Origin of the sequence: Amycolatopsis sp. NPDC057786, assembly GCF_042797905.1 — a bacterium.
Lineage (GTDB): Bacteria > Actinomycetota > Actinomycetes > Mycobacteriales > Pseudonocardiaceae > Amycolatopsis.
Genome location: NZ_JBHVKW010000065.1, coordinates 1 through 15,421 on the forward strand (window position 1 = coordinate 1; position 15,421 = coordinate 15,421).

The 15,421-nt window shown below is 68.5% G+C and carries 14 protein-coding genes; 10 read left to right on the forward strand and 4 right to left on the reverse strand.

The annotated features are described in order from the left end of the window. Positions 1-237: 237 nt before the first annotated feature. On the reverse strand, positions 238-1,248 hold the full coding sequence (locus ACFVM3_RS27595) for a helix-turn-helix domain-containing protein (RefSeq protein WP_378442887.1): 1,011 nt from the start codon (positions 1,246-1,248) through the stop codon (positions 238-240). A 567-nt stretch (positions 1,249-1,815) separates the two neighbouring features. Between ACFVM3_RS27595 and ACFVM3_RS27600 the strand changes: the two genes are divergently transcribed. From ACFVM3_RS27600 to ACFVM3_RS27635, 8 genes are all read left to right on the forward strand, one after another. Then, the gene (locus tag ACFVM3_RS27600) at positions 1,816-3,240 is read left to right on the forward strand and encodes an FAD-dependent oxidoreductase (protein WP_378442888.1); all 1,425 of its coding nucleotides are present in this window, start codon (positions 1,816-1,818) and stop codon (positions 3,238-3,240) included. Beyond that, positions 3,227-4,318: a Gfo/Idh/MocA family oxidoreductase gene (locus tag ACFVM3_RS27605; protein ID WP_378442889.1), complete on the forward strand. Its 1,092-nt coding sequence runs from the start codon at positions 3,227-3,229 to the stop codon at positions 4,316-4,318. Before ACFVM3_RS27600 ends, ACFVM3_RS27605 begins: the two co-directional genes overlap by 14 nt. Next, a complete protein-coding gene (locus tag ACFVM3_RS27610) occupies positions 4,315-5,505 on the forward strand; it encodes a hypothetical protein (RefSeq protein WP_378442890.1) in 1,191 nt (396 codons plus the stop codon). The genes ACFVM3_RS27605 and ACFVM3_RS27610 overlap by 4 nt, the downstream gene beginning before the upstream one ends. 108 nt (positions 5,506-5,613) lie before the next feature. Then, positions 5,614-6,960, forward strand: a complete 1,347-nt coding sequence (locus tag ACFVM3_RS27615) for a UDP-glucose dehydrogenase family protein (protein ID WP_378442891.1) — start codon at positions 5,614-5,616, stop codon at positions 6,958-6,960. A 64-nt stretch (positions 6,961-7,024) separates the two neighbouring features. Next, positions 7,025-8,614 (forward strand): DHA2 family efflux MFS transporter permease subunit, encoded by a 1,590-nt coding sequence (locus ACFVM3_RS27620; protein WP_378442892.1) that lies wholly within the window; start codon positions 7,025-7,027, stop codon positions 8,612-8,614. A gap of 31 nt (positions 8,615-8,645) precedes the next feature. Then, positions 8,646-9,638 carry an isopenicillin N synthase family dioxygenase gene (locus ACFVM3_RS27625; RefSeq protein WP_378442893.1) on the forward strand — a complete coding sequence of 331 codons (993 nt, stop codon included), beginning with the start codon at positions 8,646-8,648 and terminating at the stop codon, positions 9,636-9,638. Positions 9,639-9,743: 105 nt separating this feature from the next. Continuing rightward, on the forward strand, positions 9,744-10,151 hold the full coding sequence (locus ACFVM3_RS27630) for a YciI family protein (RefSeq protein WP_378442932.1): 408 nt from the start codon (positions 9,744-9,746) through the stop codon (positions 10,149-10,151). Next, positions 10,152-11,378, forward strand: coding sequence for an RNA polymerase sigma factor (locus tag ACFVM3_RS27635; protein ID WP_378442894.1), 1,227 nt, complete (start codon positions 10,152-10,154; stop codon positions 11,376-11,378). A 227-nt stretch (positions 11,379-11,605) separates the two neighbouring features. Here the strand turns inward: ACFVM3_RS27635 and ACFVM3_RS27640 are convergent, their stop codons facing one another. Both ACFVM3_RS27640 and ACFVM3_RS27645 read right to left on the reverse strand, forming a co-directional pair. Then, positions 11,606-12,463, reverse strand: coding sequence for a DUF11 domain-containing protein (locus tag ACFVM3_RS27640; RefSeq protein ID WP_378442895.1), 858 nt, complete (start codon positions 12,461-12,463; stop codon positions 11,606-11,608). A 132-nt stretch (positions 12,464-12,595) separates the two neighbouring features. Beyond that, positions 12,596-13,261, reverse strand: a complete 666-nt coding sequence (locus ACFVM3_RS27645; RefSeq protein WP_378442933.1) for a nitroreductase/quinone reductase family protein — start codon at positions 13,259-13,261, stop codon at positions 12,596-12,598. Positions 13,262-13,371: 110 nt separating this feature from the next. Between ACFVM3_RS27645 and ACFVM3_RS27650 the strand changes: the two genes are divergently transcribed. Further along, on the forward strand, positions 13,372-13,806 hold the full coding sequence (locus ACFVM3_RS27650) for a MarR family transcriptional regulator (protein WP_378442934.1): 435 nt from the start codon (positions 13,372-13,374) through the stop codon (positions 13,804-13,806). A gap of 8 nt (positions 13,807-13,814) precedes the next feature. Then, complete coding sequence (locus ACFVM3_RS27655) at positions 13,815-14,141, forward strand: YciI family protein (protein ID WP_378442896.1); 327 nt, start codon at positions 13,815-13,817, stop codon at positions 14,139-14,141. A 412-nt stretch (positions 14,142-14,553) separates the two neighbouring features. Here the strand turns inward: ACFVM3_RS27655 and ACFVM3_RS27660 are convergent, their stop codons facing one another. Further along, positions 14,554-15,378 (reverse strand): class I SAM-dependent methyltransferase, encoded by an 825-nt coding sequence (locus ACFVM3_RS27660; RefSeq protein ID WP_378442897.1) that lies wholly within the window; start codon positions 15,376-15,378, stop codon positions 14,554-14,556. Between the last annotated feature and the right edge of the window lie 43 nt (positions 15,379-15,421).

Here is a 15,421-nt window from a genome sequence, read left to right on the forward strand (position 1 = left end):
TCCTTGCGCCTGGCGCAAGGAAGGGGGCCTTCATGTACTTCGGCGAGGTGTGAAGGTCGGGCTTCCGAGGGAAGGTCCTTCACGCGCGGCCGCTGTGCCTGCTGTGATCGCTGGTGTACCTGAGACAAAACGGCGACCCTGAGGGTAGTGAAGGCCTCCTTCACTACCCTCAGGGTAGGCAAGGAGGCCTTCACTACCTGACCCGAGACGCCACTCAAGATCCACCCGGCCCGGCGCTCACGGCGGCGGGATCAGATCGATGAGGAACGTCTGGTCGGGTGCTCCGGAACACCGCTCCCGGACCACCTCCGTACCCGCGACGGTGTCCAGGTCACGCAGGCCCAGACACTGGCTGGTGCCGACGGGCCGGATGACGAACCGTCCCGGCTCCGCCGGATCCGCCGGGGCGATGGTGAACAACTGGTCCATACCATCGTCGTCGCAGTCGTCGCGGGACTCGATCAGGTCGTGCCCGAGCCCTTCGTTCACGACCGTGAGGCAGCCGACGCCGGTCTCCGGATGGTGCCACTGGAACTGCACGGCGTTCTCTTCCCCGACGGGGTCGATGAACAGGCGCGGCGCCGCGTCACCACCGCAGATCTGCTGGGCGACGACGGCACCGGAATACAGCCTGGTCCGATCCCGCCCTTCGGCGAGACAGAACTCGGGCGACCGGGCGGGCCGGATCTGCGCCCAGCTGCCCACTTCCCGCACGTCCAGCCCCGGCACCACGGCCGCGGTTTCCCTGGCCTTCGAGGACGCGCCGAAGGACCGCGTCAGATACCCCAAGGTCCCGACGAGGACGAGGCTCACGATCGCGGCCACGAGCATCGGCGCGCGCCAGCGCCGACGGGGTCGCGGTTCCGGCTCCGGGTCGGGTTCCGGCGGCGGTGTGACGGCTTCCGCCTTCGTCTCGTCGGCGGGCCGCGGCGGAGTCCCCATCGCGATCCGGGTCCGGGCGTCGAGCCACCGCCGTACCTCTTCGTCGTTCAGTCCGCACGCGCGCGTGAACGTCTCGACGAACGATTCGCGGGGAAGGGTGGTGCGGCCGAGAGTGGTCGCGACCGTACTCGCCGGAAGTGTTCCCCCGAGTTCTTTCGCCCGTCCGGCCAACTGTCGGTAAGTCAATCCGGACCACGTTCTCAATACACGCAGTGCTGCTGTGAACTCAGCCGGTGAAGCCGTCGAGTCCGGCGGGTGAACCGTCGCCGGCGACTCCCCGTCGTCGCCCCCCTCATCAACGATCATCGCTCTAGATTGACTGAGCCGATCTCAGCCGCGATACCGCCATTCAGCGGCGCCGGAAACCGCTGTTCGGGCCACTCGAACGATTTCGAACAAGGCCGAACTAGCCGAAGGTTGCCCCTGCGCTGGTCAGGAAGTCAGGCTGGCCCCAGTCGGCCTCACCGCCGACCGAACCTGGGGAGGCCCGGGAAAGCCGGGCCGAAGAAAATGAGCAAACCAGAGACATCCGCACGATCATCGTCAAGGGCGACGGTGAACCCGGCGGAAACTCCTGGTTCATCTCGGAAGGCATCCACTGAAATCTCCGCACTGAAGACCGGATGACGCCGGCATCGCCCGTATGGGGCGGTCGATCCGCTGATTCCGAGGAAAGACCCTCGTGCGCCGCACATCTGAGCACACGCGAGGAATGAACGCTGCGTTTTCCGCAGCGGACCAGCGGTTCGCGGACCGGTTCACCGCGCCGTTCGAGGGCATATCCCTTCGCCATGCCCTCCGGCGGTTTGGCCCGGTCTCGTTCGAACTCGGTCGTCCCTGAATGGCGAACACCGGATTTGTGGAGCGTTGTTGATGGATAACGGGCAAAATGAGCGGCAAGTAGTCGTCGTCGGCGCCGGTAATGCGGGCCTCTGCGCGGGAATAGCCGCACTACAGGCGGGTGCGACGGCGGTCAGCGTCCTCGAAGCCGCGCCGGAACGCTTACGCGGCGGGAACAGTTCACTGACCAGGACCATGCGGTTCTCGTGGCCGGGAAGCCCCTTCATCGCCTCCCTGTTACGGGAGGCGGACAAGGGCCGGGTCGACGAAATCCTGGCCGGCCGGACCGGGTACGGCGACGAGCAGTACCTCGCCGATTGGCTGGCGGTGTCCGGCGACCAGGTGGACGTCGCCCTCATCGAATCGATCATCCGCCGTTCGACGGACACGATCACCTGGATGCGCGACTTCGGCCAGCGCTGGGCCCCGAGACCGACACCGCTGCCCGGTGACGTGCCGATCGTCCTCGACGGGGGCGGTCAGAGCCTGCAGGACCGCAACTTCGCCCGGTTCGAACAACTCGGCGGAACGGTCTTCTACGACAGCGCGGTCACCGGATTCGAGAAGACGGACGGCGGCCGGTATCTGCTCCACGGTTCCGGCCCCGCGTTCCCGATGCTCGCCGACGCGCTGGTGCTGGCATCGGCCGGCTTCGAGGCGAACACCCGGCTGCGTGAACGCCACCTCGGCGAGGAGTGGCGGGACGTGAAGCTTCGCGGTGTTCCGTTCAACGAAGGCGCCCCGCTGGCGGCGGCCGTCGACTTCGGCGCCGACACCGCGGGCAACTGGGAAAAGTGCCACACCACGCCGCAGGGCATCAACCTGCCCGACCACATGCTGCCCGGGCAGATGCACAAATCCCACGGCCTCACCCGCTACGCCTTTCCCCTGGGCGTCGTGGTCAACCGGGAAGGGCGCCGGTTCTTCGACGAATCCGGCGGCTACAGCAACCTCACCTACGTCACGCTGGGCCAGAAGATCCAGGAGCAGCCCGGCAGGGTCGCCTTCCAGATCTTCGACGACAAGGTCGTCTCGGCGGGCACGCTCCCGAAGGGCTACGTCGGCGACCCGACGTCGGTGTCCGTCTCCTCGCTCGAAGAAGGCGCCCGGCGGCTCGGCATCGACGCGGCGAACCTGACCGCCGAAATCCAGCGGCTGCACGACGGCCAGGCGGAGAAGCGTCTCGACACGCCTCCGTTCCTGTTCGTCCCGGTGGTCTGCGGACTGACCTTCACCTACGGCGGGCTGTCCGTGACCCCGGACGCCGAGGTGCGCGGAGGCGGCGAACCGATCAGCGGGCTCTACGCGGCGGGCGTGATCGTCGGCGGCCTTTACGACCAGGGCTATCCGGGCGGCACCGGCCTGATGGCGGGCGCCGTGCTGGGCCGGGCGGCGGGCACGTCCGCCGCCCGTCACGCCATCCGGTCACGGGGAGGGGAAGCCCGTGTCGCCGGCTGAGAAGACGATCGTGATCGTCGGGCTCGGCAAGATCGGCTCGCAGTACGCCGCGTGTTACGGACGGGCGGGGCACCGGATCGGCACCGTGGACCTCGGCGGCGGCGCCGACTGGGCGCGAGTGGCGCAGGTTCCGGATCCCTCGGCGGTCGACGCCTGGGTGGTCGCCACCCCGACGGCGACCCATCTCGAGGTCGTCGACGAGATCCTGCGGCGGCAACCCGATGCCCGTGTCCTGCTCGAAAAACCGGCCTGCTACCCGGACGACCTCGCCGGTCTCGGCGGCGCGGTCCGGCGCCACCCCCGCGCCAGGATCATCGTCAACGACGTGTACTCGCACAGCGAAGCCGTGCAGCGCTTCGCGGCGTCGGTGCGGGACCTCGCCATCTCCGATCCGATCAGGAAGATCACCGTCGAATTCACCAAGAACCGGGAACTCGACGTCGCGAACGGCAGGTTCGTCGACACCCAGTACGGCGAAGCCGGCTACGAGGGCTTCCACATGCTGAGCATCCTGCGCGCGATCCTCCCCGCCGCGGCGTACCGGACGTATCTGCGCACGGTGCCGTCGTCGGTGACGCCGGAGATGCGCGTGCGGACCACGGCGCCCGGTATTCCGGAGGTCGAGCTCTACACGTCGTCGACCGGCGCCATCGCCTTCCCCGAACTGGCCGGGTTCGCTTTCCCGGAAAAGGTTTCGAGGGATTTCATCGCCCCAGCGGTGATCCCGTACGGGTCCGAGTTCCGGTACCGGTACGCGGACGCCGAACTCCGCTCCGGGAAGCACGTCACCCTGGTTTTCGAGCCGTTCTTCGGCGCGGATCCCGACCACAAGAACGTCCACGCCGTCCACCTCCGGAACACCGCCGCTCCGGCGCGCCATTTCCTGATCGCCGTCAACCATTTCAAGGAGGCGCTTCTGACCCAGCTCGACCTTTTGCAGCACCTCGACGAGGGCACCACCGTGGTCCGCCCCGCCGAGCACCGGTTCCTCGCCGCGCTGGGTTCGGCGATGTTCACCGGAACCTTCCCGCAGACAACGGAAAACGAGAAGTTCGCACGAATTAGGAGCGAAGCATGACGCGAAGCATCGAGGATCTTTCGACACTGTTGCGGCCCGCCAAGGACATGCTGCCCGAGGTCTCGGACCGCGACGTGGCGCTGGCCGAGGTCACCGGCCAGATCAAGAACGACGACGCCGCCCGCGCGTTGTTCGCGAAGGCGTGCCGGTTCGAGGCACCCTTCACCGCGAGCTGGATCCACGGCCCCGGTGACGAATCCCCTTACCTGTCCTTGGAGCTGGCCGCGTCGTCGCTGGACGACGACCGGTATCGCGCCCTGCTCGCCGACGTCGTGCTGTCGACGTCGACCTCGATCCCCTACGACTACCGGGCTCTGGCCGCGGAAAAGCTCGTACAGATCGGAACGGGTGAGTACGCCGGCGCCATCCAGGAGGTCGTCGACGCCTACGAACCGCTGCCCGCCAGGGGACTGCAGGCGAAGATCGCCGTCCCCACCGACGGCATCGACCACCTCTTCGACATCCCCGAAACGGTGACCGGCAGGCTCAACCTCCTGATCGCGGCCAGCCGGGCGAAAACGCTGGAGAGCAGGCATATGCTCGCCGTGCGGATCCTCGCGAACGGCGTCCTGCCCGCGGAATCGGCCGGCGAGCCGGAGCGGCTCATCCTCGAAGACGTCGGGACGAGCATGGTGGCGGCGTCGGACTACCTCGTGCCGTGGGACCAGGAATTCCCCGGGGAGCACGGCTCCGGACTCACGCTCGCCGAACTGGTGCGCATCACCTTGATGTGCGGGGAATTCTCGCTTCCGGACACGACCGTGCGGCCGATCCTGGTCGACTTCTACCGGTCGGTGCTGCGCACCTGCGGCCGCTCGATCATCGGCCTGTCGGCGGGGGTGTTCCATGTGGAGCACGGCACGCTCGCCACGCCTTCGTACTACTACCAGGGCCGCGACGCGATCCTCGGCAAGGGCTGCGTGATCGACTGCGTCGGCGGGGCGGTGCTGCAGTCCGGTTCGTTCCTCGGCGGCGGCTACATGCCGATCCTGATCCACACCCACAAGCACATCCGCAAGGGCGGTCAGGCCGCCGCCTCGGAGCGGAAGCAGATCCTTCCGTGCGTCTTCGCGGCGGAGGCGGGCGCCCGCTACCCGATGGACGCCATCGGCCTGTTCGAAACGGTGGACTACCTCGGCAAGGAGACCCCGTACGAGGGGATCAGGGCCATCCCCCACGCCGAGTGACTCACGGCTCGTCCTGCTGAAAATCCGTATCTCGCGAGGTCATCGGGCAGCGCGGCTCGTGCTGCCCGATGACCTCGAAAACTGGAGGGTAAGGGAATGGGTGCAACTATGGGGGCTGCGATCGCCGTCATCGGCGCGGGCTACGTCGGGCTGACCACGGCCGCGTGCCTTTCGTCCTTGGGACACCGCGTCGTCTGCGCGGACGTCGACCAGGAGAAGGTCGACGCGCTGCGGCGCGGTGAGGCGACCATCAGGGAACCGGGGATCTGCGAACTCGTGGTGGACGGGCTGGCGTCCGGGCACCTGCGGTTCGTCCTCGGCGCGAGCGCGGCGGCGGCCGGGGCGGATATCGTGATCCTCTGCGTGCCGACGCCGATGGGCGCGAGCGGCGCGGCGGATCTGTCCACTTTGGAATCCGTCGTGGCCGAGGTGCGGGAGCTGCTGCCGCCCGGCTGCGTCGTGGTGAACAAGTCGACGGTCCCCGTCGGCACGGCGGCCCGCGTCGCGGACCTGATCGATCGCCCCGACGTGGCGGTCGTGTCCAATCCCGAGTTCCTTCGCGAAGGGTTCGCGGTCCACGACTTCCTGAACCCCGACCGGATCGTGGTCGGTTCGGCCGATCGTGACCCGGTCCCCGCCCGCCGGGTCGCCGAGTTGTACGACAAGCTCGACACCTCCGTGCTGGTGACCGATTCCGCGAGCGCGGAGATGATCAAGTACGCGTCCAACTGCTACCTCGCGACGCGTCTGTCCTTTGTGAACACCGTCGCGGAGCTGTGCGAGTACCTCGACGCGAGTATCGACGACGTGACGACCGGGATGGGTTACGACGAGCGGATCGGCAAGTCGTTCCTGCGCCCGGGCCCTGGCTGGGGCGGTTCCTGCTTCCCGAAGGACACTTTCGCGCTGCTGCGCACCGCGGAATCGGCGGGCAGCGATTTCGCCCTGCTGCGAGCGGCGATCGAGACCAACGTGAAGCAGCAGGAGCTCGTGGTCGACAAGGTGCGCAAAGCCGTCGGCGGCGACCTCGCCGGCGTCCGGATCGGCCTGCTCGGCTTGACCTTCAAGGCCGGGACGGACGATCTGCGGGATTCCCCGTCGCTGGCGATCGCGGCACTGCTGGCCGCCGAGGGCGCCGTCCTGACCGGTTACGACCCCAGCGTCCACGCTCCGGTGGCGGGCGTGACGGACGACGTGCGGATCGCCGGGACCGCGTACCACGCGGCGAACGGGGCGGCGGCGGTCGTGCTGCTGACCGAGTGGCCGGAGTTCCGCGCCCTCGACTGGGGACGGATCGCCGACCGGCTCCACGGCCGGTCCGTCATCGACACCCGGAACCTGCTCGACCCGCACACCGTGGCGCGGACCGGGCTTTCCTACCAGGGCATCGGCCGTCCGGAAAGCGTCTGGGCCCCCGTGGCGCCGGTCGCCGAGATGGTCACGCAAGCAGGATGACCCCGGGGTGGACGGCGAGCGGCCCGCCCGCCGTCCACCTCCCGGTGCCGGAACAGGAGGACGGATGCCGAAACGAACGCGGCCCTGGCCCGCGCTTTTCGCACTGTGCCTGGGTTTCTTCATGGTCATGCTCGATATCAGCATCGTGAACATCGCGGTGCCGTCGATGGTGCGCGAACTCGGCACCGAGCTGACCGCGGTGATCTGGGTGACCAGCGTGTACCTGCTCGCCTACGCCGTCCCGATCCTGCCCGCCAGCAGGCTGGGCGACCGGTACGGGCCGAAGCGCGTCTTCGTCGCCGGGCTGCTGGTGTTCACCGCGGCGTCGCTCTGGTGCGGGCTTTCCGGTGACGTGGAGACGCTGATCGCCGCCCGCGCGGTGCAGGGTTTCGGTGCCGCGTTGATGACCCCGCAGACCACGGCCTTCATCACGTATCTGTTCCCGCCGGACGAACGCGGTCCGGCGATGGGCGCCTGGGGCAGTGTCGCGGGCCTCGCCATGATCGCCGGTCCGGTGCTGGGCGGGGTGCTCGTCGACCAGCTCGGCTGGGAATGGATCTTCTTCGCGAACGTCCCGGTGGGGTTGATCGCGCTGGCGCTCACCGTCGTCCTCGTCCCCGACTGGCGGCCGGGGAATTCGCACCGCTTCGACGTTCCCGGGATCCTGCTGTTCGGCGCCGGTCTCGTCTGCGTCGTCTTCGGTATCCAAAATGGACAGACCTACGGCTGGGGAAAGGCCTTCGAGGTCATCGGGGCGGGGGTGCTGCTGTTGGCCGGTTTCGTCCTATGGCAACGGGCCAACCGCCGCGAACCGCTGCTGCCGTTGCGGATCTTCCGTCACCGCGACTTCTCGCTGGGCGCCGCGTCCGCGGTGACGGTCGGGTTCACGATGACCAGCATGCTCCTGCTGTTCGTCATCTACGTCCAGTCGGTACTCGGCCTGTCCCCGGCCGACGCCGGGCTGCTCATCGCGCCGCTCGCCGTGGTGTCCGGCGGCGTCGCGCCGTTCGCGGGCAGGCTCTCGGACCGGGTGAATCCCAAGTACCTGCTGGCGTTCGGGATGCTCTCGCTGGGCGGTGGCCTGTGCCTCGTCTCGCTGGTGATCATCCCGGCGAGTTCGCCGCAGGCCCTGCTCCCCGGGTTGCTGCTCTGCGGCCTCGGGGTCGGGTTCACCTTCTCCCCGATGAACAACGTGACCCTCAACTCCGTCGAACGTCCGCTGGTCGGCAGCGCGTCGGGCATCTTCAACACCGCGCGCCAGGTCGGCGGCGTGCTCGGCGGCGCGGCCGTCGGGGTCCTGGTGCAGGCGCGAGCCGGCGCCTCGATGACGGCGCGCGCGAACGAAGCGGCGGTGGCGTTGCCCGCCGAATTCCGGCAGCGTTTCGTCGACGGTTTCACCGGGGAGGCCGGAGCGGCGGCCGCCGCCAGCGAGTTCGGCGGCGTTCCCGAGGTCCCCGCGGGGCTGCCGTCCGAGATCGCCGCCCAGGCACGGGAACTCGCCGCGCAGGTCACCGGCGCCGCGCTCACGGACGCGGTCAAGGCCGCTTTCCTGCTTCCCGTCGGCGCGCTGGTCCTCGGGCTGGTGTGCTCGGCGAACCTGCGCGGGCCGATCGGGCAGCGCAGATCGCCCGAACGGATGACCGCGACCCGGTGATCACCGGCGCGGACCTGGTTACCGTCGCTCCATGACTCTCGTACCGACGGTCGACCTGAGCACCTGGGGCGACGGCGACCGCACTCTGCTCGCGCACGCCGTCGATGAGGCATTGAGGAGCGTCGGATTCCTGCAGGTCGTCGGGCACGGCATCCCGCGGGCGACGATCGACGACATGTGCGAAGCGACCGCTGCCTTCTTCGCGCTCCCTGTCGAGGAGAAGCTCCGATCCGCGCCCGCAGACCGCGCCTCGGATCGCGGGTACGCGGCCGAAGGCACCGAAGGGCTGGCGTACAGCCTCGGCGAGACGACGCCTCCCGACCTGTCGGAATCGTTCGTCATCGGCGCGGAGCACATCGACGGCGAGGACCCCTATGGCTTCTTCGCCCCCAACATCTGGCCCGAGTTGCCGGAGAACCTGCGTCCCGCGCTCACCGCGTACGCCGACGAAGCGCACCGGGTCGCGCGAGTGCTGCTGGAGATCTTCGAGAAGGCGCTCGAGCTGCCCGACGGCTACCTCGGCGCGTACACCCGGCATCCGACACGCACCTTGCGGGTGAATCACTTCGAGCGCCGCGCCGGAGCGCCCGAGCCCCTTCCCGGCCAGATGCGGCTCGGCGCGCACACCGACTACGGCATCGTCACCGTTCTCTACGCCGACCCCGTCCCCGGCCTGCAGATCCACGGCCCCGACGGCGACTGGCACGACGTCGTCCCCGCCGAAGACGCGCTGGTGGTGAACCTCGGCGACCTCACCGCGCAGTGGACAAACGACCGCTGGCGCTCCACCCTGCATCGCGTCGTGCCGCCGTCCGGGCCGGGGCCGTCACGGCGGCGGAGCGTGGCGTTCTTCTTCGACGGCGACCACGACGCGCGGTTCGAATGCCTTCCGACCTGCCATTCCGCCGACAACCCGCCGAAGTATCCGCCGGTACTGGGCGGCGAGCACCTCTACGCCAAGATCACCGGCGGGCGGACCCTCGAACCGGCCGACGCGATGAACACCGCGGCCGACCGCGGCTGAGGGAGAATTCCCGGCGAACCATGTCCGGTCCGGTCCGGCGGCTCCGACGTCCCCGGCGGAAGGCACCGGAGCGGTGCCCGTCGAGAGGAGAGAACCGTGAAGTACATGATCATGATGATGGGCTCGCAGCAGGATCTCGACACGCTGGGCGGCAAGGGCGAGAACGGCTGGAGCGCCGACGAGGTCGCGGCGCTGCACGAGTTCATGACCAAGTGGAACAACGACCTGGTCGAATCCGGCGAGTTCGTCGACGCGCGGGGCCTCACTCCCCCGGCGCACGCGCGCCGGATCTCGCTGCGTGACGGCGCTCCCGTGGTGACCGACGGACCCTACGCCGAGACCCAGGAGGTCCTGGTCGGCTACACGATCGTCGACACCGCGAGCTACGACCGGGCCGTCGAGATCGCGGCGAAACTGGCGGACACCCCGTATCCGAAGGACAAGCCGCTCGACCGCGAGTGGTACGTCGACATCCGCCCGTGTGTCGACAGCGTCGAAGAGCTGGAGCTGTAAGTGCCGGACAGCGGCGTCGAGGATCTGCTGCGCGAGCTTTCGCCGCAGGTCCTCGGCGCCGTCGTCCGCCGCTACGGTCACTTCGACCTGGCGGAGGACGCGACGCAGGAGGCGCTGCTCGCGGCCGCGACGCAATGGCCCGCCGAAGGGCGGCCGGACGATCCGCGCGCATGGCTCATCACGGTCGCCTCACGGCGCCTGACCGACCTTCTCCGTGCCGAGCAGGCGCGACGCCGTCGCGAGGACACCGTCGTCCACCGGACCTTGCCGGAGGAACACCTCGCCCCCGCCGCCGACCGGCGTGCCGCCGACCCCGACGACACGCTCGTCCTGCTCTTCCTGTGCTGCCACCCGTCCCTGTCGCCCGCGTCGCAGATCGCGCTGACCCTCCGCGCGGTCGGCGGTCTCACCACGGCGGAGATCGCCCGCGCGTTCCTGGTCCCCGAAGCGACGATGACCCGGCGGATCAGCCGCGCGAAGGCCATCATCAAGGCGAGCGGCGTCCCGTTCGGCACGCCGCCGGAAGCGGGACGGCTCGACGCGGTGCTCCACGTGCTGTATCTGATCTTCACCGAGGGATACGCCAGCACGTCCGGCCCCGATCTGGTGCGGAGCGACCTGTCCGCCGAAGCCATCCGGCTGACCAGGATCGTCCACCGGCTGCTGCCGGCCGACGGCGAGGTCACCGGGCTGCTCGCGCTGATGCTGCTCACCGACGCGCGCCGTCCGGCGAGGACGGGGCCGGACGGCGCGCCGATCCCGATGTCCGAACAGGACCGGGGCCGGTGGAACACCGAGTACGTCGGCGAGGGCATCGCTCTGCTGTCCGAAGCGCTGCCGCACGGGCCGACCGGGCAGTACCAGATCCAGGCGGCCATCGCCGCGCTCCACGACGAGGCGCCGAGCGCCGAGGAGACCGACTGGCCGCAGATCGAAGCGCTGTACGAACTTCTCCTGCGGCTCTCCGACAATCCGGTGGTGGCGCTGAACCACGCCGTCGTCGTCGGCATGGCCCGTGGACCGCGAGAAGGCTTGGCGGCGTTGGAAGAGCTCGGTGACCGGATCCCCGGCGACCACCGATTCCACGCCGCCCGCGCGCATCTGCTGGAGATGGCCGAAGACACCGCCGGAGCGATCGAGTCCTATGTGGACGCCGCGGGGCGTGCCACGACCCTGCCGCACCGGCGCTATCTCCACGCCCGCGCCGAACGCCTGCGCGGGTCGTGAGTGTCGTTCCAACGACCCGAAACACTCACGCCCCCGGCGCGAACCAGCCGCGCCTTGGCGAAGGGAACCTTCCCCACATCCAATGCAGCGAAAGCCCCCTTCACAACAGAACCCGAAACACCACGACCAGCACGAGCGCCGTCTCCACGCCCGCGCCGAACGCCTGCGCGGGTCGTGAGTGTCGTTCCAACGACCCGAATCACTCACGACCCACCGCTACCGAAGTGTCAGCAGCTGACGAGGAGCCCGGTGATCGCCGTGCAGGTCGCCGACGCGGTGTCGTTGGCCGCGTTCGGGTCGGCGACGGAACTCTGCGTGATCTTCGCGGTCGTCTTGACCGGCCCGAGACTCAGCAGCCCGGTCGCCACCGAGAACTTGGCCGTGGCGCTGGCTCCGGACGCGAGCGACGAGAAGTCGCAGTTGACGACCTTCGTGCCGCCCGGGTTCGAGCAGGACGGGGAGCCGGTGAAACGCAGCCCGTTGCCGAGGGTCGACGCCACCCGGATCCCGGACGCCGCGGCCGGTCCCGCGTTCGTGACCTTGAGCGTGTAGTCGATCGACGACGTCAGGAGCCCGCGCGGGGACGCGGTCAGCGTGACCCCGAGATCGGCGGCGGTGGTGCCGCCGGTGATGGTCAGGACGGGACCGTCGAACGTCTCGAAACTGTAGTTCTCACCGAGGAACTGGTGCCGCAGAGTCACCGGGCCGAGCGGGGCGTCGTCCTTGATCCGCAGGGTGAACGTCACCTTGCGGCTGTCGCCGGGAGCCACGTCCCCGACCCCGCCGCGGATGCTCACGACGTGCGAGCCGCAGCTGAGCGCACCAGGGCACGAGACGACCTCGGCGATCCCCGTGAGCGGGGTCTCGGCGGTGTAGAGCGTCGCCGCCCCGCCCTCGATGGCCGCGTCCGTGAGCGCGTTGTACAGCGAGTGCTCGACGGTGAACGTCTGTCCACGCTGGACAGTGGTCGGGCCGACCACCACCGAACTGGTGGGAGTCTCGGCGAAGGCGGGGGCGGGCGACACGAGCGTGATCGCGGCGGCCGCGGCCACAAGCGACAGAAGTGTGGCTCTTCGGAACTTCATCGGTTCTCACAATCCCGGTCGGGGACGTCGCGCCGATCGGTGCGGACAACGATCAGTCGCCGGGTGACGGGTATTCGTTACCGGTGTTCCACCGGCGAACCCGGCACTCTCACCCGCTCGGAGCAACGCCGGCTAGCTCACGCCCTCGCCGCGGAGCGCGGGAAGCAGATTCGCCTCCTCATAGGCGAAATGCTCTTCGAGACCCGTCACGACGCGCTCGAACTCCTCTCGCAGTGCGGAGCGTTCGATCTCCCCCTTGCCCTGCAGCAGTTCATCGAGATCGCGCAGTGCGCGGGACACGGTTTCGTGCTCCTGACGCAGCCGCTTCAGCGCCGGCGCGAGTCCGGGATGGGCCTTCTCGATCGCGGTGAACGCGCCGTCCTCGCGGAGATGGTGCATGCGCAGGTCGTTGCAGAAGGTCACGCAATGGCCGAGCAGTTCGCGCCGTGGATTCCGCCGGTCCGCGACCGGCGCGCCGTCGAGTTCGGCCCGCGCGGCCGCCAGCGTCTTGCGGAGCTCCCCGTGGTGGACGAGCAGCTGATCGGCGATCGCGCGGCCGCGGGCCGCATCGACCTCCAGGAGATGCAGCGTGAACCCCCGTTCGCCGCCTTCGAGGGGCACGGCACGTGCGGCATGCGGCACGCCGTCGATCTCCAGTGTCGCTTGTGGACTGACCAGAAGGTCGCGATACCAAGGCGCATCGCCGTCGGTTGCGAACACCAGATACCGGCTCCCGAACGGGCGGCAGTCGACACGAGTGGTACGGGGACGCCCCGTTTCGGCGTCCGCGGTGGTCATCAGCACCGGTACTCCCCAGGTAGCATCATCGTGAAAGCTATTTTGCTTTGCATGCAAAGCCTCTTTGCATGCAAAGGTATCCAGGAGGGTGGCCGGTGTCAACCGAGGACATGGAAGTCGACGACGCCGTGCGGGCTTTGCTGCTGCTCATGCCACGGATGGTCGGGCGCGCGAAGCGGATCAAGATCCCGGACGAGCTCCAGTCACTGTCCCTGGCGCCGCGTCATCTTTCGCTGTTGTCGTACCTGCTCTTCGACGGGCCCATGACGGTGAACGAGCTGGCCGAACGACTGGAGGTCGCCCCGACCACGGTGAGCCTGATGGTCGGCGAACTGACCAAGAAGGACGTACTCGACCGGCGCGAGGACGAGACGGACCGGCGGCGGCGGATCGTCGCCATCGCCGAGCCGATGCGGCCCGCGATCGACGACTGGCTCGCGCGGGGCGCCCGCGCCTGGCAGAAGGCGCTCACGCCGCTGACCCCGGCCGAACGGCGCATGTTCATCGATACCCTGCGCGCCTACGAAGACGGACTGACCGATTAGGAGGAACGGTGCGTTACCTGCTCATGCTCTGCGGGACCGACGGCGATCCGGCGGTCACCACCGATATCACCGAGCCCTGCCGCGCCTGGGGCGAAGAGATGACGCGACGCGGCCTGCGCGTCAACGGGATGGGGCTCCACCCGCCGGCGTCGGCGACGACCGTCCGCGTCCGCGACGGCGAAGCGCTGCTCACGGACGGTCCGTTCGCGGAGACGAAGGAACAGATCGGCGGCATCAACATCCTCGAATGCGACAGCCGCGAACAAGCCGTCGAGGCGGCGAAGACCCACCCGTGGGCCGCGATCGGCACGATCGAGGTCCGCGAACTGCTTTAGGCGCCGTCCTGCCAGTGGCCATGTGCGGCCGAGGTGAAGGCTCCTTTCCCTGCATCAGACGCGGTGAAGGGAGCCTTCAGCCCACCGCCGGCCCCACCCTCGGCCCCGAACAGGCCTTGCACGACAGCGCCCACGCCGTCCTGCAAACCCGCACTCCTCCGAGTGTTCACAAGGGACACTTTCAGGCGGTGGAATATCTGATTTATGACTAAATGCGCTGTTTTCGTTGAGGGTCACGAGTGGCAATGGCGGCTAGAACGCTCATTACCACTCACAAACCCGCGCAAAGTGCTCAAAATGGATACTATTACTCGACCGGCACCCCTTTGCAGACAGGAGTCGGCGCCGTCCGGCCAGTGGTCATGTGCGGCCGAAGCGTGTCGCGAAAGCCGCTAGGACCACCGGACACCGCCTAGGCGATCCGGACGGTGACCTGGTTGTCCGCGTAGGTGTAGGCCACGTATTCGAATTCGACACCGGTGCGTTCGACGTACTCCAGCCACGCCTTGTGCTCGTGGCGCTGCCAGCCGGGGTAGTTGAAGAATTCGTCGAAATGCACGATGCTGCCGGACCGCAGACGCGGGCCCACCAGATCGAGCACGGTTTTCGCGGAGCTGTACAGATCGCCGTCCACGTGCAGGAAATCGACGACGCCTTCGTGCCGCTCGAGAAAGCCGGGAAGCGTGTCGGCGAAAAGACCGACGACGAGTTCGGCGCCGGGGACGTCCGGCAGGTCGTCGCGCGCGAACGAGCCGGCGGGCATCCCGTTGAGCCAGTTCTCCGGGAGCCCCTGGAACCAATCGAATCCGTAGGTCTCGACACCACCGCGTGCCTTGGCGATCGCCCGTAGCGTGTTGCCGCTCGCGACACCGAATTCGAGGGCCATTCCCCCGGACGGGGCAAGGGAAAGCGCGTACGCGAGAGTCTCTTGTGGACGCGCGAAATGTTTGGTCCCGGTCAGATGCTCACGGGCGAAACGATTGCTGTCCCTCGCCGCGTCCTGGTCGCCCGCGTAGATGATGTCGCGACGGCTCCGGATTTCGAACTCGACGATCCGGTCGAAACAGCGATCCCCCTGCCGGACGATCTCCGCGCGCAGTTCCGCGGCCACCCGTTCCAGTTCCTCCGTATAAGGATCATGGAATCGGCGGGCGAGCCGGTGCAGGCCCCGGCCGAGCGTGCCGCGAGCCGACCGGCTCAGGGTTTTCAGGGCTGAATGGGGTACCAGGTGACGCATCCCGGGACGATACACCAGCACCATCCGGGTGAACGGGAGCAGA